We start from the raw sequence: 21,451 nt of genomic DNA, 5'->3' as shown, positions 1-21,451 counted from the left end.
TAGATAGAAAAAATAGTATTGAGCTATACTTGTATCTATCCTACACTGAGAGAATGGAAAAAGAAAGGAGGTCGCACAGTTGCGTTTGATGTATCTAATCGCAGTCATTTTTGTCCTATCCTTGAACCTGCGGCCGTCCATCACATCGATCGGGCCTTTGCTTGATGTGATCAAAACTGATTTGGGAATGAGCAGTGGTATAGTGAGCTTGCTTACGACGCTTCCTGTGCTGTGCATGGGAGTCTTTGCTCTTTTATCCATTCAACTAAGCAATCGGGTAGGAATTGAAAAGTCGCTCTTCATCGCGATGGCACTGATCTTGGTGGCTACCTTGGCACGTGGATTTCTTTCCAGCAGCTGGCTGCTGCTTGCGACGTCGCTGATTTCAGGGATTGGAATCGGGATCGCGGGACCCCTTATCTCCGGCTTTATCAAGCTGCACTTTCCAGGCAGTCTCGGTGTGGCGAGCGTGTACTCGTTATCGTTGGTCATTGGAGCCGCCCTAGCTACGACGTTTTCCATCCCGTTGTTTCATCTCATGAATGATTCGTGGCAATGGTCTTTGGGCTTCTGGGGTGTATTGGCTTTACTTGGGGCCGTGTTCATGCTTCCACTCCTGACAAAAGGAAAGCAAATTCAAACAGGGGGGATGCCGTCGCTTAAAATTACCAACAAGCGCGTCTACCTGTTCCTGCTGTTTTTTGGCTGCATGTCCGCGATGTTTTACTCGATCACGGCGTGGCTAGCACCCGTGGCTCAATCGATGGGGATGAGCGCTGCGCAATCGGGACTCGTCCTGACCCTGTTTACCGTCATTCAAATCCCGGTAAGCTTTTTACTGCCGATCGTTGTAGGCAGAAAAGGAAACCGAAAACGGTGGCTGCTGCTCTGCGCTGTGTCGGAGCTGATCGGAGTAGCTTTGCTGCTTGGGCATATGTCGGTATGGGCAGCGACCGTCTTTTTGGGAATGGGCGCAGGAGGTCTGTTTCCTTTGGCATTGCTGCTTCCTCTCGGTGAGGCAAGCACGCCAGAAGAGGCCACTTCCTGGTCGGCACAGACGCAATTTGGCGGTTATCTCATCGGGTCAACGGGACCGTTTGTAATCGGGCTGACCCTTGATATTTTTGACAACAGCTATACACCTGCGTTGGTGGCGATGATGGTTGTGCTGGTTATCCTCATTTGTACGGTGTGGAAGATCGAGCAAAAAAAACAGCTGGAGCTAAGCCAGTAATGGAATGGAACGTACCTTCTCCCTAGGAGCTGATTCCGGGGAGATTTTTATTTGGGGAAAGAAGAGGCTTGACTGTGCGCAGCATCCTGTGGAAAGAATAGGGAAATACAAAAGCGGAGCGGAGGGGTTTCATGACAGTCGATGAGGTCATGCAAAAGCTCGAGGAGATGGGAACCGAGCAAACCAAGAAGACTTTTTTGCGCCATGGGGCAAAGGAGCCTTTCTTTGGCGTGCGTGTCGGCGATATGAAAAAGCTTGTCAAAGAGGTGAAACGCGACCAAGAGCTGGCACGGGAATGGATCCACTCCGAGGAAGAGATGATCGCCGCTTGCGGCTGGAATACGTACTCCAATTATCTGTCCATCACCCCAGATGAAAAGCTCGATTTGGACGAAATCAAAAGCCTCCTGCAGCTCATTCAAAACACTATTCATTCGGAACGAAATCGGGTGCGCTACACCATGAATCAATTTGTGATCGCCGTTGGTGCTTATGTGTCTGCCATGCATCATGAAGCCGTCGATGTGGCAGCCCGTATAGGAGTTGTTCGCGTTGACATGGGACAGACGGCTTGCAAGGTACCGCTAGCTACGGAATACATCAAAAAGATAGAAGAGCGAGGAAAGATCGGTCACAAGAAAAAGACGTGCATTTGTTAGTCATACGCAATTGGAATGGATTGTAATGTTTAAATTTGCTAAACTTCCTCGACTCTTTTTCGATGATGTGCTATCATGAGACCTTGTTAACGTATTACCACTTTACCATAGTAAACATACACAAAAGGTTTTAGGGGGATCATCATGAAAAGATTTGCAGCTATTTCTATCCTGCTTACCGCTATGCTGTCACTCGTTGTTGGATGCTCCAGCACAAATACAGGTGGAAGCGGCAAGCAGCTGATCATCGGAATCGACGACAAGTTTGCACCAATGGGCTTCCGCGATGATAAAAATGAGATCGTCGGTTTTGACATCGACTACGCACGGGCTGCCGGAGAGAAAATGGGGAAAGAGGTCGTCTTTCAAACCATCGACTGGAGCTCCAAAGAATCAGAGCTGAACAGTGGCCGGATCGATTTGATCTGGAATGGATATACCATTACGGATGAACGAAAAGAAAAAGTCTTGTTTACCAAGCCTTACTTGAAAAACGCACAAGTCATTGTGACGGCGGCGAATTCCGACATTACCAAATTGGACGACCTGTCCGGTAAAATCGTCGGTTTGCAAAAACTGTCCTCGGCAGCAGACGCATTGGACGCTAGCCCCATCAAAAACAACATCAAAACCATTACCGAGTTTCCTGACAACGTCCTCGCTTTGAGCGACTTGAAAATCGGACGCGTCGATGCAGTGGTAATTGACCAGATCGTAGCCGACTACTACATGGCAAAAGACAAAGGAACCTTCAAGCAGCTGGATGAATCGCTGGCACCTGAAGAATACGGAATCGGCGTGAAAAAAGGCAATGAAGCGCTGTTGAACGAATTGCAAAAAGCATTGGACACCATGAATCAGGACGGAACAGCGGCGAAAATCTCGGAAAAATGGTTTGGTGAGAATCGCGTACTGAAGTAATCGAGGAAAGCAGCAAGGGCTTCGCCGCACCTGGGCGAAGCCATGTTTTTTTGCAGTAGGAATAGATCTTTTTACTAGGAGCCAACAAGTATGAGCGCAGAATACATTCTCAACATTACCAAGCCGATGCTGGAAGGCGCACAGATGACGATCCTGCTGTTTCTCGTGGCGATTGTACTGGCCATTCCTTTGGGATTCGTCATCACGCTTTTGGCAAAAAGCAGTATCAAGGCCGTGGCGTGGCTCGCCCATGCGTATGTTTACGTCATGCGTGGAACACCGCTTTTGCTGCAGCTGCTGTTCATCTGTTTCGGACTGCCGCTGCTCCCGATCGTCGGTGAATATTTGGTCTTTGACCGGTTCGTAGCGGCGTGTATCGGGTTTGTTCTCAACTACGCGGCGTACTTTGCTGAGATTTTCCGCGGCGGCCTGCTGGCGATTGATAAAGGCCAGTACGAAGCGGCGCAGGTCTTGGGCTTCAGCAAATGGCAAACCACCACGAAGATTATTCTACCGCAAATGTTTCGCGTAGCCTTGCCTGCCGTCTCCAATGAGTCGATCACGCTGGTGAAGGATACCGCCCTGCTGTACGCAGTTGCCGTACCGGAGCTTTTGCACTACGCCCAGACAGCCGTGAATCGCGACTTTACGATTGTACCGTTTTTCATTGCGGGTGTGATTTATCTGGTGATGACTCTCTTATTGACGCTGTTCTTTAAGTGGCTGGAAAAGCGTTTTAAATTTGAATAAAAGGATTGGCGTACTATGGCGATCATACAAGTTTCCCAATTGAAAAAGTCGTTCGGGACGTTGGACGTATTGAAAAGTGTCAGCTTTGAAGTAAATCGAAACGATGTGGTAGCGGTCATCGGGCCATCCGGTTCGGGGAAGAGCACCATGCTGAGAAGCTTGATCCACCTCGAGCAGGTGAACGGTGGCACGATCCGCTTGCTTGATCAAGATCTCGTACGGGAAGGCGTCTATGCTTCTCCACAGCAGATCAAGCAGATTACAGCCAAAATGGGGATGGTGTTTCAGCATTTCAACCTGTTCCCTCATTTAACCGTGCGAGAAAATCTGGAGCTGGCGCCACGGACGGTCAAAGGCGAGGCAGACGAAATCGTACGGCGAAAAAGTGCGGAGCTGTTGGAGAAAGTAGGCTTGTCTGACAAAGCCGACAATTACCCTGCGAGGCTGTCAGGGGGACAAAAGCAGCGCGTAGCGATTGCCAGGGCACTCATGATGGATCCGGAGATTCTGCTTTTTGACGAACCGACTTCTGCACTTGACCCAGAGTTGACGGGAGAGGTTTTGCAGGTGATCAAACAGCTCGCCAAGGAAAGCATGACGATGATGGTCGTGACGCACGAGATGGGATTTGCCAGAGAGGTTGCGGGCAAGGTGATGTTCATGGACAACGGCGAGTTTATCGAATCGGGGACGCCGGATGAGATGTTTGGAAACCCACAGTTTGAACGGACGCGGGCTTTCCTCCAGAAATCTTTGAAATAGACTTCAGCTATGCAGTAGCTGGAGTTTTTTCTTTTGGGGGCGGGGGATAGAGACGAGCGACTCCCAAGGCGGTAAAGAGGGGAGTCGCGAAGGCGGCTACATCAGCGGATATTTCAAATAGCGCATATGAATGAAAGAGTAAAAGTGGTCACTGAACGATTCTGCGTTCAAAAAGGCGTTGTAGGCGTACGGAGTGACACGGCAGTACACCATTTCGCGGCCGTCTTGAAACCGAATGTACAGATGCTGGGAGTCGAAATCGTAGCGAGTGGATTTGATCAGACGAGAATCCAGTTCTTTGTAGGCTGGTTCTTGATCCTGCTCGGAAGGAGCAGAAGAAGAAACAAACTGCCGAAAGAGCGATTGTAATTTCATGGTAACTCCTTTTTGTGTAATCTTCGATGTTGGATTATTTCTTTGAGTTCTTTATTTTACTTAAAAATCTCGATTCGGAATAGTAGAGAACATGTTGAGCCTCCTAGTCGAAAAAGAGTTCGGAAACGTGTTTCTAGGTATCGTCGCCATTCGGTTCTTTGGTCCTATCTCTTGGTGCGAATATAGACGGAAATACCGGATGAATTATGTCGATTAATGCTTGAATATGTCGAATTAAGTCTATATTACTAATTATTAATTTGTCAATATTTCCAATTCCTTATTGCCGTGAAATTTTCCTGTGCGAATGATATTTTATTCCCATTGTTAAGAAAATTAGCTTGATTTATGCGCAGACGCTCGTTTATGATCGTAATAAACCGAATTACTAAACCGATTTATTAACAAATGAGCTTTCTTGGCAACGCTTCCACTGATTTGCTTGACGCAAACGGAGAGGGAATCCGAGGATGCAGTGCGCCGCTGAGCTTTTCATACTGTTTCTACGTAGATGAGGTGGGAATGTGGAAGAGAACCAAAAGGGGTTTATACAAATCAACAAGGCCGATAATGTCTGGATCTGCCTTCAGGATGTAAAAAAGGGCGATAGTGTAGAGGTGAACGGCAGCTTTGTCGTTGCGCAGGAAGATATTCCGAGCGGCCATAAGATTTCCAATCAAGCGATCGCAGCTGGAGCGGACATCATCAAATACGGCTTTCCCATTGGACATGCCACAGTAGATATCGCAAGTGGCGAATGGGTTCATAGTCACAACGTTAAAACCAATTTGGACGGGGAGCTTTCCTATTCCTACAAACCTGTACCGACGAATGTATTTCCGCAGGCAGCCCAGAGCGAGCGGACATTTGCCGGCTATGTGCGTGAAAACGGGAATGTCGGGGTACGCAACGAGATCTGGATCGTCAACACGGTAGGCTGTATCAACAAGGTTGCGGAACAGCTGGCAAAAATGGCCGACCAGAGCTTCGTGCATGAAAATATCGATGGCGTTTACCATTTTCCTCATCCGTTTGGCTGTTCGCAGCTAGGAGACGATCTCGTGCATACGCAAAAGATTTTAGCGGACCTGGTGCATCATCCCAATGCGGGTGGCGTCCTGGTGCTCGGCCTAGGCTGTGAAAACAACTACATCGACTTGTTCAAGGAAGCGATCGGAGACTATCATCCCGACCGTGTCAAATTCCTCGCCGTTCAGCAGGTGGAGGACGAGATGGAGCAAGGTATGGAGCTGATCGAGGAGCTTGTCACATACGCTTCCCGCTTCGAGCGTCAGGAGGTTCCTGTTTCCAAGCTGAAGGTGGGGCTCAAGTGCGGTGGTTCGGATGGCCTCTCCGGGATTACAGCGAATCCGTTGGTGGGCGCATTCTCCGATCAGCTCATTTCGGCTGGGGGCGCGACTGTTTTGACAGAGGTTCCGGAGATGTTCGGCGCAGAGACGATGCTGATGGAGCGGGCGAAGGATGAGGTGGTATACAGTCAAATCGTTGACCTGATTAACGACTTCAAGCACTACTTCGCCAAGAATGATCAGCCTATCTATGAAAATCCATCGCCGGGAAATAAAAAGGGCGGGATCACAACGTTGGAAGAAAAGTCGCTGGGCTGTGTGCAAAAGGGCGGCTTCGGGCGTGTAGATGACGTGCTGCAATACGGTGATCGCGTGCGGCAAAGCGGGCTGTCTCTGCTGCAGGGGCCGGGGAACGATCTGGTTTCAGTTACGGCATTGTCCGCATCCGGCTGTCAAATCGTCTTGTTTACGACCGGACGAGGCACTCCTTTTGGGGGACCGGTGCCAACGGTGAAAATGTCGACCAACACAGCGCTGTATGAACGCAAGAAAAACTGGATCGACTACAACGCAGGCAAGCTGGTACAAGGAGCCAACATGGAAGACGTATCCGCAGACTTTTTCCAATATGTCATTGATTTGGCCTCTGGTCGAATCCGCACGAAGAACGAGATGTACGGGTACAAAGAGATCGCGATCTTCAAAGATGGCGTCACATTGTGAGGAGAGATCAGCTATGGAGCAAAAGCAGGCTCCCGGCTTGAGCCGCGGCGCCCTTCAAGCTTCAGGAGTAAGCGTGGAGCTGGGTGAATTCCCTGAGCGCGTCCTGCAAATCGGAGAAGGCAACTTCATGCGTGGATTTATTGACTGGATGCTCTACAGCATGAACCGCAGAGGCTGCTTCCATGGACGTTCTGTCGCCATTCAGCCGACACCGAGGGGCAAAGTCGTACCCAAGCTCAACCGCCAGGATGGTCTGTTTACACTGGTCCAGCGCGGGCTGGAAAAGGGAGAGGCGGTCGAGCGAGTCGAGCGGATTGACGTGATCAGTCGAGGGATCAATCCATATGAGAATTGGCAGGAAGTATTGCAGGTTGCAGAGTCGCGCGACATCCGGTTCGTCTTTTCCAATACGACAGAAGCTGGACTGCAATGGAGTGAGGAGGCGTACGATCCGCTGACTGCTCCCCTTTCCTATCCAGGCAAGCTGGTGGCTCTTTTGTACCATCGCTTTCTGCATTTTTCCGGGGCGGCGGATGCAGGCTGGATTCTTTTGCCGTGCGAGCTGGTAGAGAAAAATGGCGAAGTGCTACAGGAGCTTTGCGAACGGGCAGCCAAGCATTGGGGCCTGCCAGCCGCATTTTTCACCTGGATGAAGGAAGCATGTGTCTTCTGCAATACGCTGGTCGATCGGATCGTGACAGGCTATCCGCACGGCGAGGAAAACGTGTGGGAGGACAGGCTGGGCTATCGCGATGAGCTTTTGACAGTGAGTGAGCCGTACCATCTGTTTGTCATAGAAGGACCAGAAGGCTTGGCGCAGGAGCTGCCGTTTCAGCAGGCGGATTTGCGCGTCTATTTCGACCGGATTGATGCGTATCGCGAACGAAAAGTGAAGCTGTTGAACGCACCTCATACCCTGCTTGCCTCTGTTGCCTATTTGGCAGGTGCGGATACGGTGCGGGAAGCAGTGGATGATCCAAAGCTTCGGGCTTACCTGCTGCGTGCCATGCAGGAGGAAATCAAAGAGTCGCTGGCACCAGAGGTTCAGGCAGTTGCGGATGCGTATATCAAAGACGTCCTGCAGCGTTTTTCCAATCCGTATTTGCAGCACCGTCTGCTCGATATTAGCTTGAATGGATTGTCCAAGCTCGTGACTCGCGTACTTCCTAGCATGCATGCCTATCAAAAGGCAAAAGGAGCACTGCCGCAGGCGTTGGTGTTTGGGCTTGTGGCCAGCTTTTTCTTTTACCGGGTGGCACGCATGGAAGGAGAGAGCCTTTACGGTGTGCGAGAAGACGGTACGGAATACGAGATTCGCGATCAGGCAGAGCATGTTCACGCTATTGGCGAGCTGTGGAAGCAGGTGCGGGAAAACAGCACGACAGCGTCCCTGACTCTTGCAGTAGAAAGCTACCTCGGCATGGCGGGTATTTGGGGAGAGGACTTGAACGAAGTAGCGGATCTAACGGAACAGGCCACAAGGTATGCGGAGGAAATCGCGCAGCACGGTATCCGACAGGCTTTGCGGAATCTGGGATAAGCGACTAGGAAAGGGGTATAGAGGATGAAGACAATCGTATGCCAGGAGCCGGGAAAAATGGAGCTCATCGAGACGGAAGCTCCAGCAAGCCCAGGAGAGAACGAGGTATTGCTGAACATCAAACGAATCGGTATTTGCGGAACGGACATCCACGCGTTTGGCGGCAATCAGCCGTTTTTTGCCTATCCGCGTGTGCTTGGTCATGAGCTGTCAGGAGAGGTCGCAGAGGTAGGAGCTGCTGTCACCAATCTGAAGGCCAAAGACAGAGTGTCGGTCATTCCTTACATGCATTGCGGGACCTGCATTTCCTGCCGCAGCGGGAAAACAAACTGCTGCACGCAAATGAAAGTACTGGGGGTACATATCGACGGAGGGATGCGCGAATCGATCGTCGTTCCGGCGACACATGTCCTGCCTGTACCGAATCTTTCCTGGGAAGAAGCAGCGATCGTCGAACCACTCTGCATCGGTGCCCATGCGGTTCGTCGCGCACGAATCCAGCCTGGAGTAACTGTACTTGTGATCGGAGCAGGTCCAATCGGCCTGGGTGTCGCCCGCTTTGCCAAGCTGCAGGGAGCAAAGGTCATCGCTATGGATATGAGCGAGGAGAGACTCGCCTTCTGCCAGGAGTGGGCAGAGTGTGACGAGATCGTGCTGGCTTCTTCTGAGCCAAAGGAACGCATACGTCAGCTCAACGGACAGGATCTGCCGACAGTTGTTTTCGATGCGACCGGCAATAAGCATTCCATGACGGGCGCTTTTGATTTCGTCGCCCATGGTGGGACTCTCGTCTATGTCGGTCTGGTCAAGGAACAGATCGCCTTCTCTGATCCGGACTTCCATGCCAAGGAGCTTACCTTGATGGGAAGCCGCAATGCGACGCTGGAGGATTTTCAATTTGTGATTGGGTGCATGAACGAAGGAAAAATCAACTCCTCTGCCTATATCACGGAGAAGATTCCGTTCGAGCAGTTTGCCGAAAATCACAAAGAGCTGATTCAGCCCAACCGCGGAGTGATCAAGTCGATGGTTACGCTGGAAGATGAGTAGTGCCATAAGTAGCGAGTGACCGATTGTGTGGAAAATATAATTCTTACTTGACCGATGGGAATTAATTAAATTAAACTGAATGTATCATTAGCCGATCAGACAACTGAAGGCTCCCTGACTTTGCAGAAGCAATCGTGAGGGAGCCTTTTTCTTTTCACAACAAAGGAGGATTCATACGATGGGCACTTCCAGGCAAATCAAACTTGGTGCGTTCATTCATGGGGTGGGCGGGCATATCGCGGGGTGGAGACATCCACTCGCCCAACCGGATGCGAGCATCGACTTTGGGTTCTATACCTCACAGGCACAAAAGGCGGAGACAGGAAAGTTTGATTTTGTCTTTATCGCGGATGGCTTGTTTATTAACGAAAAGTCCATTCCCCATTTCCTGAACCGGTTTGAGCCGCTCACGATCCTGTCTGCGCTCGCTGCGGTAACGTCACGCATCGGGCTTGTCGGAACCATATCGACCTCGTACAGCGAGCCCTTCACCGTATCCAGACAGCTCGCATCTCTCGACCATATCAGCGGGGGAAGAGCGGGGTGGAATGTCGTGACCTCGCCTTTGGAGGGCTCTGCCTTGAATTACAGCAAAACCGTCGAGGAGCATCCCGATCATGCCAAGCGCTACCGGATCGCGACAGAGTATTTGGAAGTAGCCAAAGGGCTGTGGGATTCGTGGGAAGTAGATGCATTTGTGCGGGATAAGGAATCAGGCGTGTTTTTTGACCCGAAAAAAATGCATGCACTTAACCATAAAGGGGAGTTTTTCTCCGTGCAGGGCCCATTGAACATCGGCAGATCGAAGCAGGGACAGCCAGTTATTTTTCAGGCGGGCGCTTCAGAGGATGGGAAAAGCTTTGCTGCGACATGGGCAGATGCGATTTTTACGGGGCACTTAAACTTGGCGGATGCCCAGGCATTTTACGAGGATGTAAAAGGCAGGGCAGCTGCAGCAGGGCGAGATCCTGAGAAGGTGCTCATCATGCCGGGGATCGCGCCGATCATTGGACGTACGGAGGAGGAAGCGGAGCAGAAGTATCAGGAGCTGGCGAATCTGGTATCGATCCAGCAGGCCCTGGCATACTTGGGCAGATACTACGATCATCACGATTTTTCCGTCTACGATCTCGACGCGCCATTCCCTGACCTAGGTGCTATCGGCCAAAACAGCTTTCGGAGTACGACGGAGCGAATCAAGCGAGATGCAAAGGAAGGCAATCCGACCCTGCGGCAGGTCGCTCTTCAGGAGACGACGCCCCGTCCATTGTTCATGGGCACCCCGGAAAAGGTGGCGAATCTCGCTGCGGAGTGGTTTGAAGAGCGCGGTGCAGACGGTTTTATTGTTAGCTCCAGTCTTCCACAAGCCCTAAACGATTTCGTCGATCAGGTCGTTCCGATCTTGCAGGAGCGAGGACTATACCGCACGGAGTACGAAGCGGATACGCTGCGCGGAAACCTGGGGATTCCTGTTCCGGTCAATCGCTATGCTGCCAAATCTGATGAGGCGCTTGTCTAGCTGGACACAAAAATAGAAGCTGCTCCCTGCATCGTGCAAAGGGGCAGCTTCTTTCGTTATTACAGGTGGTTCGTGACGGGCTGTTCCGAAAAAGCTTCGGCAAGCAGCTCATAAGATGTGACACGCTTTTGGAAGTCTTTTACTGGGGTAATGATGACCACTTCCTCTACCTGATAGGCTTGCTGGATTTCCAGCAGTCGCTTGCGCACAGTCTCTTTTGAGCCCGCGATGATGTTTGGCTCCTTGACCTCGATGGTGTACGGCTCGCTCGTGTGCTTCCCGTATTCCTCCGCTTTTTTCAGGCTGTTTACTGTGATCGTCTTGCCGCTTGCGAGATTGATTTTGACGAACTCGTTTTCATTTGCGAGCTTCCTCGCATTCTCGTCTGTGTCTGAGACGATCACGGAAAGCGCGAGGATCGCTTGGGGCTTGGCGATCGCACGAGGGACAAACCGTTCCCGATACGTCGTGATCGCTTCCAGACTAACGGACTCATCGCTGTTGATGAACTGTGCGAAGACGTAGGGAACACCGCGCTGTGCGGCCAGCTCTGCGCTCGCGACACTGGTTCCCAGCAAGTACAGGTCTGCAGGCTGCGAAGGATTGGGAATCGCCTTTAAGCCATAGAGCGGATGCTCGGGCTCGAGGTTGTTGTGGAGGAACTTCTCCAGCTCCACCAGCTTTTCTTCGAGGGAGCGAGTCGAGCCACCCTCCTGCTGCAGGGCGCGTGTGGATAGCGGGAGTCCACCTGGCGCTCTGCCGATTCCGAGGTCTACTCGTCCTGGGGCGAGGGAGGCGAGGACGTGAAAGCTTTCCGCTACTTTATAAGGACTGTAATGCTGCAGCATCACCCCGCCGGAGCCAAGGCGGATGCGCGTGGTATGGGCAAGCAAATGGGAGATGAGAACTTCAGGAGAGGAGCCGACGACATTGTCCAGGTCGTGATGCTCCGATACCCAAAAGCGATGGTAGCCGAGCTTCTCCGCAATTTTGACGAGCTGAATCGTATGCTGAAATGCTTGCGTGGACGTCTCGCCGCTTTGAATAATGGTTTGATCCAAAATGCTCAAGGTAAGTGTCACAGTCATATCTCTCCTTATCGGTAAAATGAACGCAAAAAGGCCGTTAGTCGTAGATGTACTAAGCGGCCTCTGGTGGTCCAGTCAGCTGGTAAATATGGATAGATGGTAGTGGGAAAAGTCAAAACATTAATTTCTTATTAGTTTACTTGGATTTTATCCAACACATGGGGGAAAGTCAATGAAAATTCCTGTCGGATGAACGAGAAAAGACGGTTGACGAATGCGAAAACCAGCGCTAGAATACAAATACCAAGTAAACTCATCTGAATTTAAGAAATCGTCGACCAGACCACTGGAGACCTCATTTCGCCTTCCTCTTTCTTTCATTAGGAGCGGGCTTTGGGGTCTCTTTGTTTTTTGGCCAGATGTCTAAGGGAGGAAATGAAAATGGCAGTTCCACAAAAAGTAATTCTCTGGGGGCGCAATGGCTGCTCCTTTTGCGACAATGTAAAGTCCGTTTTGGCGGCCCACGATTACCCGTACGAATGGATTGATGTAGAGGGAAAGGACGTACTGCGCAATGTGCTGGAGGTCAAATACGGCTCGCGTCTGATTCCCGTAGTCGAAATCGGAGGGGAAGGCAAGTTTGAGGCTTTGCTTCACACGGAGCTGGATCGTCTGGAATCCTTCCTGAAAGCCGATTAAATTCTCTGTTGATGTGAAGCGGAGGGTGAGCAATTCCTGCTCATCCCCGCACATGAAAAAAGGAGTGGGAAACCAATTGAGCTTGCTGGAGCAGACAGATACATCCCTTCGCCAAAACGAAGTACAAGAGCAAAGGTACGCCCTGCCCAAAGAAAAAAAGATTGAATTTTTGCAGGTTGAAAAGAAGTTTGAAAGCGGCGGAAAGATTATCGAAGCGCTGAAGGGAGTTACACTCACGGTAGAAAAGGGTGACATCTTTGGGGTCATCGGTTTTTCAGGCGCTGGAAAAAGCACGCTGCTGCGTACGGTGAACCTATTGGAGCGGCCAACTTCGGGAACAGTCATTGTCGACGGCAAAGATTTGACGACGCTGTCTGTTGCGCAGCTTCGTCGCGTGAAAAAGGACATCGGGATGATCTTTCAGCAGTTTAACCTCTTGGAATCCAAAACCGTCTTTGAAAATGTGGCAATGCCGCTGCTCCTGAGTCAGACTCCCAAAAAAGTCGTGCAGGAGCGAGTAGCCGAGCTGCTGTCCTTTGTGGGACTATCCGATAAGGCGAAAAGCTTTCCGGATGAATTATCCGGGGGACAAAAACAGCGTGTAGGGATCGCGCGGGCCTTGGCGACAAACCCGTCCATTCTGCTGAGTGATGAAGCGACTTCCGCACTGGACCCGCAAACGACGGAATCGATTCTGGAGCTTTTAAAAAGAGTGAACAAGGAATACAACATCACGATTCTTATGATCACGCACGAAATGAATGTGATCAAAGAGATTTGCAACCGGGTAGCGGTCATGGAGCATGGAACGGTTGTGGAGCAAGGCGAGGTTCTGGATATGTTCGCGCATCCACAGACGGAAACCGCACGTAATTTCGTGAAATCGGTCATCCGTGACGACATTCCGCCAAGTGTTTACAAGGCATTGGCAAACAGCCGGGGGCAATCGAAAATCTATCAAATCCATTTCGTCGGGGAAAACTCGGGCCAACAGGTCGTGTCCCAGGTCGCAAAGCAGTTCCAGACCCAGGTCCATATGCTGTTCGGCAACATCTCGGAGCTGCAAGGCGTGCCCTTTGGCAACATGATCGTGGAAATAGGGGGCAGCTCGGCGGACATTGCTCGTGCCTACCAATACATCCAGCAGCAAAATGTAACCGTGAAGGAGATTTCGTAGCGATGGAAGTCAGCTCAGAGCAAATATGGCAAGCCGTCTATCAGACACTGTACATGGTAGGGGTCTCCCTGGTCTTTGCCACACTAATCGGATTACCATTGGGGATTCTTTTGGTCGTCACGCGCAAAGGCCACATTTTGGAGAACCAAGCAATATTCTCGATTTTGAACCCGATCATCAACGTACTGCGCTCCGTCCCGTTCATCATTTTGCTGGTGGCGATCATCCCGTTTACGCGATTACTCGTCGGAACCTCCATCGGAACGACTGCGGCGATCGTACCGCTGGTCATTTACACGGGACCGTACATCGCCCGCCTGATCGAGAACTCGCTTTTGGAAGTAAACGCAGGGATCATCGAAGCCGCAGAAGCGATGGGAGCGACACCCTTGCAGATCATTTTCCGCTTCCTCATTCCGGAGACGCTCGGTTCACTCGTTCTGTCCATCACGACAGCTACGATTGGACTGATCGGTGCTACGGCAATGGCGGGGGCCGTTGGAGGCGGGGGGATCGGCGATTTGGCCATCACCTACGGGTATCAACGCTTTAGCACGATTACCATTGTCGCGACCGTCATCATTCTGGTCGTTCTGGTACAGGGCATTCAGTCGCTCGGCAACCGGCTGGCACGTAAAATTCGCAGAAAATAGAACCGTCATCGTAACGGACAGGAGAGACATCCATGAAGAAAATAGCCATTTTGTTTTTACTCGTCATTCTAGCAGCAGTAGGAGCAGTCGGTTGCGGAAAAGCAGATGAAGCATCCACTTCGAAAACACTGAAAATCGGGATTCGCGGGTCGGAAAGCCGTACGTGGGATTTCGTGAAAGAACAGGCGCAAAAAGAGGGGCTTTCCATCGAGCTGGTTCAGCTGAACGCAAACGTGAACCCGAACACCGTCCTGCTCGAAGGCGATATCGACGCAAACGCATTCCAGCACGTCGCTTTCCTCGATCAGTTCAACCAGAAAAACAATTCCGAGATCGTTCCTGTCGGTTCCACGATCATCGCGCCGCTGGGGATCTATTCGGATAAGTTCAAGAAAATCGAAGAAATCCCGGACAACGCCAAGATCGCAGTACCAAACGACGATTCCAACTGGGGGCGCTCACTCGTTCTCTTGCAGGAAGCGGGCTTGATTACAGTCGTAGACAATTTCGACGGATTTGGCGGCGCGGACAAAATCAAGGAAAACCCGAAACATCTCGAGATCGTCCCTGTCGATGGAGCGACTACGCCGCGTGTCATGAAGGACGTTGCTGCTTCCATCATCAATAACGGGGTAGCAGTGGAAGCAGGATTTTTGCTGAAGGACTCTATTTTCCATGAGAGCAATACGGCGAAGCCATACATCAATATCATCGCGACAACCAAGCAAAACGAAAACCGCGAAGACCTCAAAAAGCTGGTGGAAATCTATCAGTCCAAAGCAGTCTCTGACTTTATCACCGAGACGTACAAAGGAAACTACATTCCGACACAAGTCACGGTAGACGAACTGAAAAACTTCAAGAGCGCGTATGCCAGCAAATAAGTGACGGATCAGGAAAGCTCAGGGCAGGAAACAGGAGGAGAAAAGATGACCCAAAAACGGCAAATCCATTTTTCAGCCTATCTGGTGGGAACCGGGATTCATGTGGCGTCATGGCGACTGCCGGAAGCGCAGCGCAATGCCAGCATTGACCTTGCGTTTTACCAAAAGATGGCGCAGATCGCCGAGCGGGGGAAGTTTGACATTGCTTTTATCGCGGACAGTCTGGCGGTCAATGAAAATTCCCATCCAAATATTTTGAATCGCTTTGAACCGACGACACTTTTGGCAGCTCTGGCGGGAGCTACCTCCAAGATCGGTCTGGTCGCGACAGCTTCGACGACCTATCACGAGCCGTACAATCTGGCGCGTCTGTTCGCGTCCGTAGATCACATCAGCGATGGCCGCGCAGGCTGGAACATGGTCACGACAGGAGATGCGACAGGGGAAACCGGACGCAATTTCAGCCGTGCGAGTCACGTAGAGCACGACGAGCGCTATAAACAAGCGGAAGAATTCATCGATGTGGTGCAGGGGCTATGGGATTCCTGGGAAGACGACGCTTTTGTGCAAGACAAGGAATCGGGGGTGTACTTCGATCCGCAGAAAATGCATCGGTTGAATTACCAAGGGACGTATTACTCCGTCCAAGGCCCGCTCAACATCGGCAGGTCGCGGCAAGGGCAGCCCGTGATCGTCCAGGCGGGAGCATCCGAGCCCGGACAGCGTCTCGCGGCGAGAACCGCGGAAGTCGTCTTCTCGCACGTAAAGGACTTTCAAAAGGCGCAGGAATTTTACAAGAGCCTGAAAGGAAAGCTGGCGGATTATGGTCGAACTCCTGACCAGCTCCATATTTTGCAGGGCATTTCCCCGATCGTGGCAGATACGAAGGAAGAAGCCGAAGCGATCCATCGGCAGCTGAGCGATCTGCTGCTGCCTGAGCAAGGTCTGCGCTTTTTGTCAGGCTATCTGGGCAAGGTGGATTTCAGCAAATACACGCTGGACACTCTGGCAGCGGAAGTGGAGTTCCCGCAAGACAACGGCATTCAGAGCCATTTTGAACGGATGACGGAGCTGATCCAAAAAGTGAACCCGACCTTGCGCGAGCTGTACGCGCTGCTGGAGGGCGGAGTCAATCAAGAGCTGATCGGCACACCAGAGCAAATCGCGGACGTCCTGGAGAAATGGTTTACCCAAAAGGCGGCAGATGGCTTCATGTTCGTCGCACCGATCCTGCCGAAAGGTCTGGAGGATTTTGTAGACAAAGTCGTTCCGATCTTGCAGGAGCGGGGCTTGTACCGTCTGGATTACGAAGGAGATACGCTGCGCGATCATCTCGGACTTCACAAGCCGGTCAACCGATTCGTCGCACGAAATTCACTCGTTGAATCGTAATGACAAATGGCGTAGCTGAAAAGGAGGACGGTGGATGGGAATTCCAGATTTTGCGGGGCTCGCTGCACAGCTCACCCCCCAGCTGATACAAATACGCCGTCACCTGCACCAATACCCGGAGGTCGCCTATGAAGAGGTGGAGACGACACGCTCCATCCGTGGGTGGCTTGCGGAAGCGGGGATCCGTATCCTAGAAGCCCCTCTGCAAACCGGGGTGATAGCGGAAGTGAGCGGCAGTGCGGATGGACCGGTCGTTGCTTTGCGGGCTGACATCGATGCCCTGCCGATTCAGGAGGAGACGGGATTGCCATACGCTTCCCGAATCTCGGGAAAGATGCACGCATGCGGTCATGACTTTCATACGGCGGCTGTTCTCGGCGCTGCCTATCTGCTGAAAACACAGGAGAAGCAGCTAAAAGGAACGGTGCGCTTTATCTTCCAGCCTGCTGAGGAAAAAGGGACGGGGGCAAAACGGATCATCGAGAGCGGTGCACTGGAAGGTGTGCAAGCGATCTTCGGATTGCATAACAAACCGGATTTGAAAACCGGAACCGTGGGAATACTGCCGGGTCCTCTGATGGCAGCAGTAGACGGCTTTGATATCGAGATCGAAGGGATAGGAACACACGCGGCAATCCCCGAGGCGGGCGTCGATCCGATCGTGGCTGCTGCCCAGATCGTGTCCTCCCTGCAGACCATCGTCAGCCGCAATATCAGCCCGTTGCACAATGCGGTGGTCAGCGTTACCAGCATCCACGGGGGATCGACCTGGAATGTGATCCCGGACAAAGTGGTTCTGGGTGGGACCGTGCGAACCTTCCAGGAGCAGGTGCGGGCGAAAATTCCCGAGCACTTCCGACGGATTATCGAAGGCGTGACGGCTGCCTATGGAACCAAAATCAGTCTGAGCTGGTTTGAGGGGCCACCTGCTGTTCGCAACGATGAGAGACTGTCGAGGCTGTCCGTTGAGGCGGCTAAAAAGGCAGGGCTTGCGGTCGTCGTCCCCGTGCAGTCTCCTGCGGGAGAGGATTTTGCCTACTATCAGTCCGCGATACCCGGATCGTTTGTGTTTATCGGGACATCTGGTACACATGAATGGCATCACCCCGGATTCACGCTGGATGATCGAGCCCTGCAACAGAGCGTGCACTATCTGGCGGAAGCCGCGCTGGCCGCGCTGGAGGGGAGGTAAGCCATATGATCGGCATTCACAACCTCACGAAAACCTACAAGACGGCAAAAGGCTCGATCACCGTTTTGCAAAATATTGATCTCACCATCGAAAAAGGGGACATCTTTGGCATCATCGGCTTCAGTGGCGCGGGGAAATCGACCCTGATCCGCTGCCTCAACCGGCTGGAGGAACCGGACTTCGGCACCATCGAGATCGGCGGCAGGCTCGTGACGAATCTGAACGAAAAAGAGCTGCGGCAGGCGCGGCAAAAGATCGGGATGATTTTTCAGCAGTTTAACCTGCTCGATGCGAAGACCGTTTACCAGAACGTCGCGTTTCCGCTGGAGGTAGCGGGCCATCCCAAACGCTATATCCAGCAGCGGGTCCGCGAGATACTCGATTTGGTTCAACTCGGGGACAAGGAAAACGTCTACCCGTTTCAGCTGAGCGGCGGGCAGAAGCAGCGCGTCGGAATCGCCCGTGCGTTGGTCAACGAGCCAGATTTGCTGCTCAGTGACGAGGCGACATCTGCGCTCGACCCGCAGACGACGTACTCCATTTTGGAGCTGCTGAAAGAAATCAATCGCCAGCTGAACCTGACGATCGTGCTGATCACCCATGAGCTGGACGTGCTGCAGCATATTTGCAACAACATGGCCGTTCTTGAAAAAGGCAGAATCGTCGAAACCGGTTCGGTAGAAAAATTTTTCCTGCGCCCGGAAAGCGATACGGCCAAACGCTTCGTCAGTATCATCGATCATTACCGCGACAAACGCAATGTGATGGAGGGAGTGGGGGCAGGCATATGAAAGACGATTTGCTAGAGCTGCTCTGGGAAGGACTGCTCGAAACCCTCTACATGGTCTTCTGGTCGTCTCTGTTTGCCCTCGCCATCGGGATTGTGCTCGGTGTCACGCTCGTCGTTACGGAAAAGGGAGGCATTTTGGAGGCGCCCAAGCTGAACAAGGCCATTGGCACCGTGATCAACGGGGTAAGGTCGCTGCCGCTGATCATCCTGATCGTCCTGCTGCTGCCTCTCTCCCGGCTGATTGTGGGCACGTCACTGGGACCGACAGCAGCGATCGTCTCTCTTTCCATCGGAGCAGCCCCCTTTCTGGGACGGATCATTGAAAACTCACTCAAAGAAGTAAGTGCCGGGAAGATTGAAGCGGCGAAATCCGTGGGAGCGACTCCTTTTACGATCATTTTTCGGGTACTCATCCCGGAAGCTCTTCCTGCGCTCGTTCGCGGGATTACCATCGGGATCATCGGCATCACTGAATTTACGGCGGTAGCGGGAGCGATTGGCGCTGGCGGGCTGGGCAGTCTGGCTATCCGCTTTGGCTACCAACGCTTTCGCGAGGACGTCCTGATCGCCACCGTCATCGTCATTATTCTACTGGTTCAGATCATTCAATGGTCAGGTGACTCTATCGCGAAATCGATCAACAAAAAGCGTTACAAATTCGAGTAAGTCCAAAGAGAAAACATAGATCTGATAAGGGAGTGGCATGGGCATGAAGAAAGGTTTGATCGTCGTCTTCAGTTTGCTAGTGGGGGTTAGTGTGATGCTGGCTGGCTGCGGTTCTGACGCAAGCAATCAGGCATCTGGTGGGGGAGCCGCTCAGGCAAGCCCCAGCGCAGGGCAAACAGTGGAGGCTCCAAAAGAGGTTACGCTGAAGGTAGGAGCGGCCCCTGTGCCGCATGCGGAGATTTTGGAGTTTATCAAGCCGAAGCTGAAGGAAGAAGGAGTCAATCTGGAGGTCGTGATTCTCGATGATGAAGGGCAGCTGAACCCGGCGTTAAAGGATAACCAGATCGACGCCAACTTCTTCCAGCACGTCCCCTATCTGGACTCGGTTCGCGGGGAAAAAGGGTTTAATTTTGCCGTTACGACCAAGGTACATGTAGAGCCAATCGGATTTTACTCCGATAAGCTGAAATCTGCCGGCGAAATCAAGGAAGGCGCGAAGATCGGCATACCGAACAACCCTTCCAACGAGTTTCGAGCGCTGACCCTCTTGCAGGAGCAAGGGCTGATCAAGCTCAAGGATGGGCTGACAACATATGAGGCTACCCCAAAAGACATCGCGGAAAATCCGAAGAAGCTGGAATTTATCGAGGCAGAGGCAGCTACCTTGCCGCGTGCACTCCCCGATCTGGACGGAGCGGTGATCAATACGAACGTCGTACTCGAAGCGAAAATCGATCCAAACAGCGCTCTGTTTCGGGAAGGGGCTAACTCTCCTTACGCAAACGTGATCGTCGTACGCAAAGGAGACGAGAATCGTGAGGAAATCAAGAAGCTGGATGCTGCCCTGACGACCCCTGAGGTGAAAAAATTCATCGAAGACAAATACGGTGTTGCAGTAGTGCCTGCCTTTTAACGTAGGGAAACCAGGAGGGCGATCGACATGAGAGGAATTCACTCCATCACGATACAGGACGCAGAAGGGAGGGACCGTGAATCGCTCGAGAAACATCTGATCGAGGCCTATCAGCAGTATGAACAGAAGCTGTCGGCGAAAAGATGGGAGCTTTACAAGGAAGAGATGAGGAAGTCTGCAGCAGGAGAGCGCACGTTTGCTTTTCTCGTGGCGCGCAAGGAGAACGAGATCGTAGGCAGCGTGCAGCTGTTCGCGTCTTCAGAGGCAGCCTATGACAAGCCCGAGCTTGCGATTCATTCCCCGATTATCCGGTTTCTTGCCGTATCGCCGCAAGCGAGAGGGCAGGGAATTGCCGTTCAGCTCATCCGCGAAAGTATCCGGCGATGCTTGGCCATCGGTGCCTCCACGCTGCATTTGCACACGACCGACATGATGGAAGCGGCCGTGAAGCTCTATGAAAGGCTCGGTTTTGAACGAGCCGTAGAGAAAGACTTTTTTAACGGGGAAGCGACTGTAAAAAGCTATCGATTGCGGCTGGACCAGGCAGACAGGATCTAGCTTAGGTATCTGCTTCCAGGATGCGGCTGCCTTCGCGCAGGATATCATCTAGAAAGTGAATAATGCCAGAAAGCTCTGCTTCACTGTAGCCTTGGAACAGATTCAAGAAGTGATTGCGTTTGTTCTGGTTATCACGGCGGTGCAGGTCCCAAAGCTTCTGGCCAGTCGGCGTCAGCTGAAAGAAAACCTCTTTTTGGTTGGAGGGCAGCTGGGTTTTCACGACCAAGCCTTTTCGCTCCAAGCGGGCGGTAATTTTGGAAATGGCGCCCCGGGTCATGTTCATCTGCTTGGAAATGCCGATCACATTCAGGTTGGGGTCACTGCCTATGTAATCGAGAACGTGAATTTCAGCGAGAGAGATTGGTTCGCTGATCAACGCGAGCTCGATAATCTCCTTTTGGATGTACTGCTGCTTTTTCTTGGCGATCTCGTCCTGCTGGTAGATAAATAGCTTGAGCTTGTCCAAGATTTCTTCCGGCATGGTCATCTGCAATCTCCTCCTGTTCACTCTTATGTTACTACAGAATCGTGAACCAGAAGGAGAGCGAATGAGAATAAAGTTATATCCCGAGCTTTGCAGTCGCGAACGAATGAGCGCAAGGACAGTCATTTACAACTCAAAAAGCCGTCGAGGATCTGAAGTGACCCCAAAAAGT

The 21,451-nt window shown here is 51.9% G+C and carries 22 protein-coding genes; 19 read left to right on the top strand and 3 right to left on the bottom strand.

Annotated elements, in window-relative coordinates; translation table 11 throughout:
- The first annotated feature begins 88 nt into the window (after positions 1-88).
- The 5 genes from EDM55_RS12410 (at position 89) to EDM55_RS12390 (ending at position 4,326) form a co-directional block, all read left to right on the top strand.
- Complete coding sequence (locus EDM55_RS12410) at positions 89-1,234, top strand: MFS transporter (protein ID WP_246071112.1); 1,146 nt, start codon at positions 89-91, stop codon at positions 1,232-1,234.
- Positions 1,235-1,365: 131 nt separating this feature from the next.
- The gene (locus EDM55_RS12405; RefSeq protein ID WP_122960480.1) at positions 1,366-1,893 is read left to right on the top strand and encodes a DNA alkylation repair protein; all 528 of its coding nucleotides are present in this window, start codon (positions 1,366-1,368) and stop codon (positions 1,891-1,893) included.
- A gap of 144 nt (positions 1,894-2,037) precedes the next feature.
- The gene (locus EDM55_RS12400; protein WP_092266486.1) at positions 2,038-2,814 is read left to right on the top strand and encodes an amino acid ABC transporter substrate-binding protein; all 777 of its coding nucleotides are present in this window, start codon (positions 2,038-2,040) and stop codon (positions 2,812-2,814) included.
- A 90-nt stretch (positions 2,815-2,904) separates the two neighbouring features.
- Positions 2,905-3,564, top strand: coding sequence for an amino acid ABC transporter permease (locus tag EDM55_RS12395; RefSeq protein WP_092266485.1), 660 nt, complete (start codon positions 2,905-2,907; stop codon positions 3,562-3,564).
- Positions 3,565-3,579: 15 nt separating this feature from the next.
- Positions 3,580-4,326, top strand: coding sequence for an amino acid ABC transporter ATP-binding protein (locus EDM55_RS12390; RefSeq protein ID WP_092266484.1), 747 nt, complete (start codon positions 3,580-3,582; stop codon positions 4,324-4,326).
- Positions 4,327-4,422: 96 nt separating this feature from the next.
- Here EDM55_RS12390 and EDM55_RS12385 read toward each other — a convergent pair whose 3' ends face one another.
- A complete protein-coding gene (locus tag EDM55_RS12385) occupies positions 4,423-4,701 on the bottom strand; it encodes a KTSC domain-containing protein (RefSeq protein ID WP_092266483.1) in 279 nt (92 codons plus the stop codon).
- A gap of 524 nt (positions 4,702-5,225) precedes the next feature.
- Between EDM55_RS12385 and EDM55_RS12380 the strand changes: the two genes are divergently transcribed.
- The 4 genes from EDM55_RS12380 (at position 5,226) to EDM55_RS12365 (ending at position 10,843) form a co-directional block, all read left to right on the top strand.
- Complete coding sequence (locus EDM55_RS12380; RefSeq protein WP_122960479.1) at positions 5,226-6,734, top strand: UxaA family hydrolase; 1,509 nt, start codon at positions 5,226-5,228, stop codon at positions 6,732-6,734.
- 13 nt (positions 6,735-6,747) lie between these two features.
- Positions 6,748-8,274: a tagaturonate reductase gene (locus tag EDM55_RS12375; protein WP_122960478.1), complete on the top strand. Its 1,527-nt coding sequence runs from the start codon at positions 6,748-6,750 to the stop codon at positions 8,272-8,274.
- 24 nt (positions 8,275-8,298) lie between these two features.
- On the top strand, positions 8,299-9,324 hold the full coding sequence (locus EDM55_RS12370) for a zinc-binding alcohol dehydrogenase family protein (RefSeq protein WP_122960477.1): 1,026 nt from the start codon (positions 8,299-8,301) through the stop codon (positions 9,322-9,324).
- Positions 9,325-9,502: 178 nt separating this feature from the next.
- Positions 9,503-10,843, top strand: a complete 1,341-nt coding sequence (locus EDM55_RS12365; RefSeq protein WP_122960476.1) for an LLM class flavin-dependent oxidoreductase — start codon at positions 9,503-9,505, stop codon at positions 10,841-10,843.
- 59 nt (positions 10,844-10,902) lie between these two features.
- Here the strand turns inward: EDM55_RS12365 and EDM55_RS12360 are convergent, their stop codons facing one another.
- Entirely contained in the window at positions 10,903-11,925 is a 1,023-nt protein-coding gene (locus EDM55_RS12360) for an LLM class flavin-dependent oxidoreductase (protein ID WP_122960475.1), read from the bottom strand.
- A gap of 387 nt (positions 11,926-12,312) precedes the next feature.
- Here EDM55_RS12360 and EDM55_RS12355 point away from each other — a divergent pair, with 387 nt between their 5' ends.
- From EDM55_RS12355 to EDM55_RS12310, 10 genes are all read left to right on the top strand, one after another.
- Positions 12,313-12,570, top strand: coding sequence for a glutaredoxin family protein (locus EDM55_RS12355; protein ID WP_122960474.1), 258 nt, complete (start codon positions 12,313-12,315; stop codon positions 12,568-12,570).
- A gap of 160 nt (positions 12,571-12,730) precedes the next feature.
- Entirely contained in the window at positions 12,731-13,747 is a 1,017-nt protein-coding gene (locus tag EDM55_RS12350) for a methionine ABC transporter ATP-binding protein (RefSeq protein WP_246071114.1), read from the top strand.
- 2 nt (positions 13,748-13,749) lie between these two features.
- Positions 13,750-14,400, top strand: coding sequence for a methionine ABC transporter permease (locus EDM55_RS12345; protein WP_092266476.1), 651 nt, complete (start codon positions 13,750-13,752; stop codon positions 14,398-14,400).
- A 32-nt stretch (positions 14,401-14,432) separates the two neighbouring features.
- On the top strand, positions 14,433-15,284 hold the full coding sequence (locus EDM55_RS12340) for a MetQ/NlpA family ABC transporter substrate-binding protein (RefSeq protein ID WP_122960472.1): 852 nt from the start codon (positions 14,433-14,435) through the stop codon (positions 15,282-15,284).
- Positions 15,285-15,329: 45 nt separating this feature from the next.
- On the top strand, positions 15,330-16,676 hold the full coding sequence (locus EDM55_RS12335; RefSeq protein ID WP_092266474.1) for an LLM class flavin-dependent oxidoreductase: 1,347 nt from the start codon (positions 15,330-15,332) through the stop codon (positions 16,674-16,676).
- Between the two features lie 34 nt (positions 16,677-16,710).
- Positions 16,711-17,868, top strand: coding sequence for an amidohydrolase (locus EDM55_RS12330; RefSeq protein ID WP_122960471.1), 1,158 nt, complete (start codon positions 16,711-16,713; stop codon positions 17,866-17,868).
- Positions 17,869-17,873: 5 nt separating this feature from the next.
- Complete coding sequence (locus EDM55_RS12325; RefSeq protein ID WP_122923443.1) at positions 17,874-18,659, top strand: methionine ABC transporter ATP-binding protein; 786 nt, start codon at positions 17,874-17,876, stop codon at positions 18,657-18,659.
- Positions 18,656-19,324 (top strand): methionine ABC transporter permease, encoded by a 669-nt coding sequence (locus EDM55_RS12320; RefSeq protein ID WP_092266471.1) that lies wholly within the window; start codon positions 18,656-18,658, stop codon positions 19,322-19,324. The genes EDM55_RS12325 and EDM55_RS12320 overlap by 4 nt, the downstream gene beginning before the upstream one ends.
- Before the next feature lie 37 nt (positions 19,325-19,361).
- The gene (locus tag EDM55_RS12315) at positions 19,362-20,237 is read left to right on the top strand and encodes a MetQ/NlpA family ABC transporter substrate-binding protein (protein WP_122960470.1); all 876 of its coding nucleotides are present in this window, start codon (positions 19,362-19,364) and stop codon (positions 20,235-20,237) included.
- A 27-nt stretch (positions 20,238-20,264) separates the two neighbouring features.
- Complete coding sequence (locus EDM55_RS12310) at positions 20,265-20,795, top strand: GNAT family N-acetyltransferase (protein ID WP_092266469.1); 531 nt, start codon at positions 20,265-20,267, stop codon at positions 20,793-20,795.
- Position 20,796: 1 nt separating this feature from the next.
- On the opposite strand, the gene EDM55_RS12305 is transcribed toward EDM55_RS12310, so the two are convergent.
- Entirely contained in the window at positions 20,797-21,282 is a 486-nt protein-coding gene (locus tag EDM55_RS12305; protein ID WP_122923440.1) for a MarR family transcriptional regulator, read from the bottom strand.
- Positions 21,283-21,451: the final 169 nt, after the last annotated feature.

The organism is Brevibacillus centrosporus (assembly GCF_003710815.1).
Lineage (GTDB): Bacteria > Bacillota > Bacilli > Brevibacillales > Brevibacillaceae > Brevibacillus > Brevibacillus centrosporus.
Note: the sequence above shows the minus strand (reverse complement) of the source record. Positions and strands in the feature narration are given on the sequence as shown.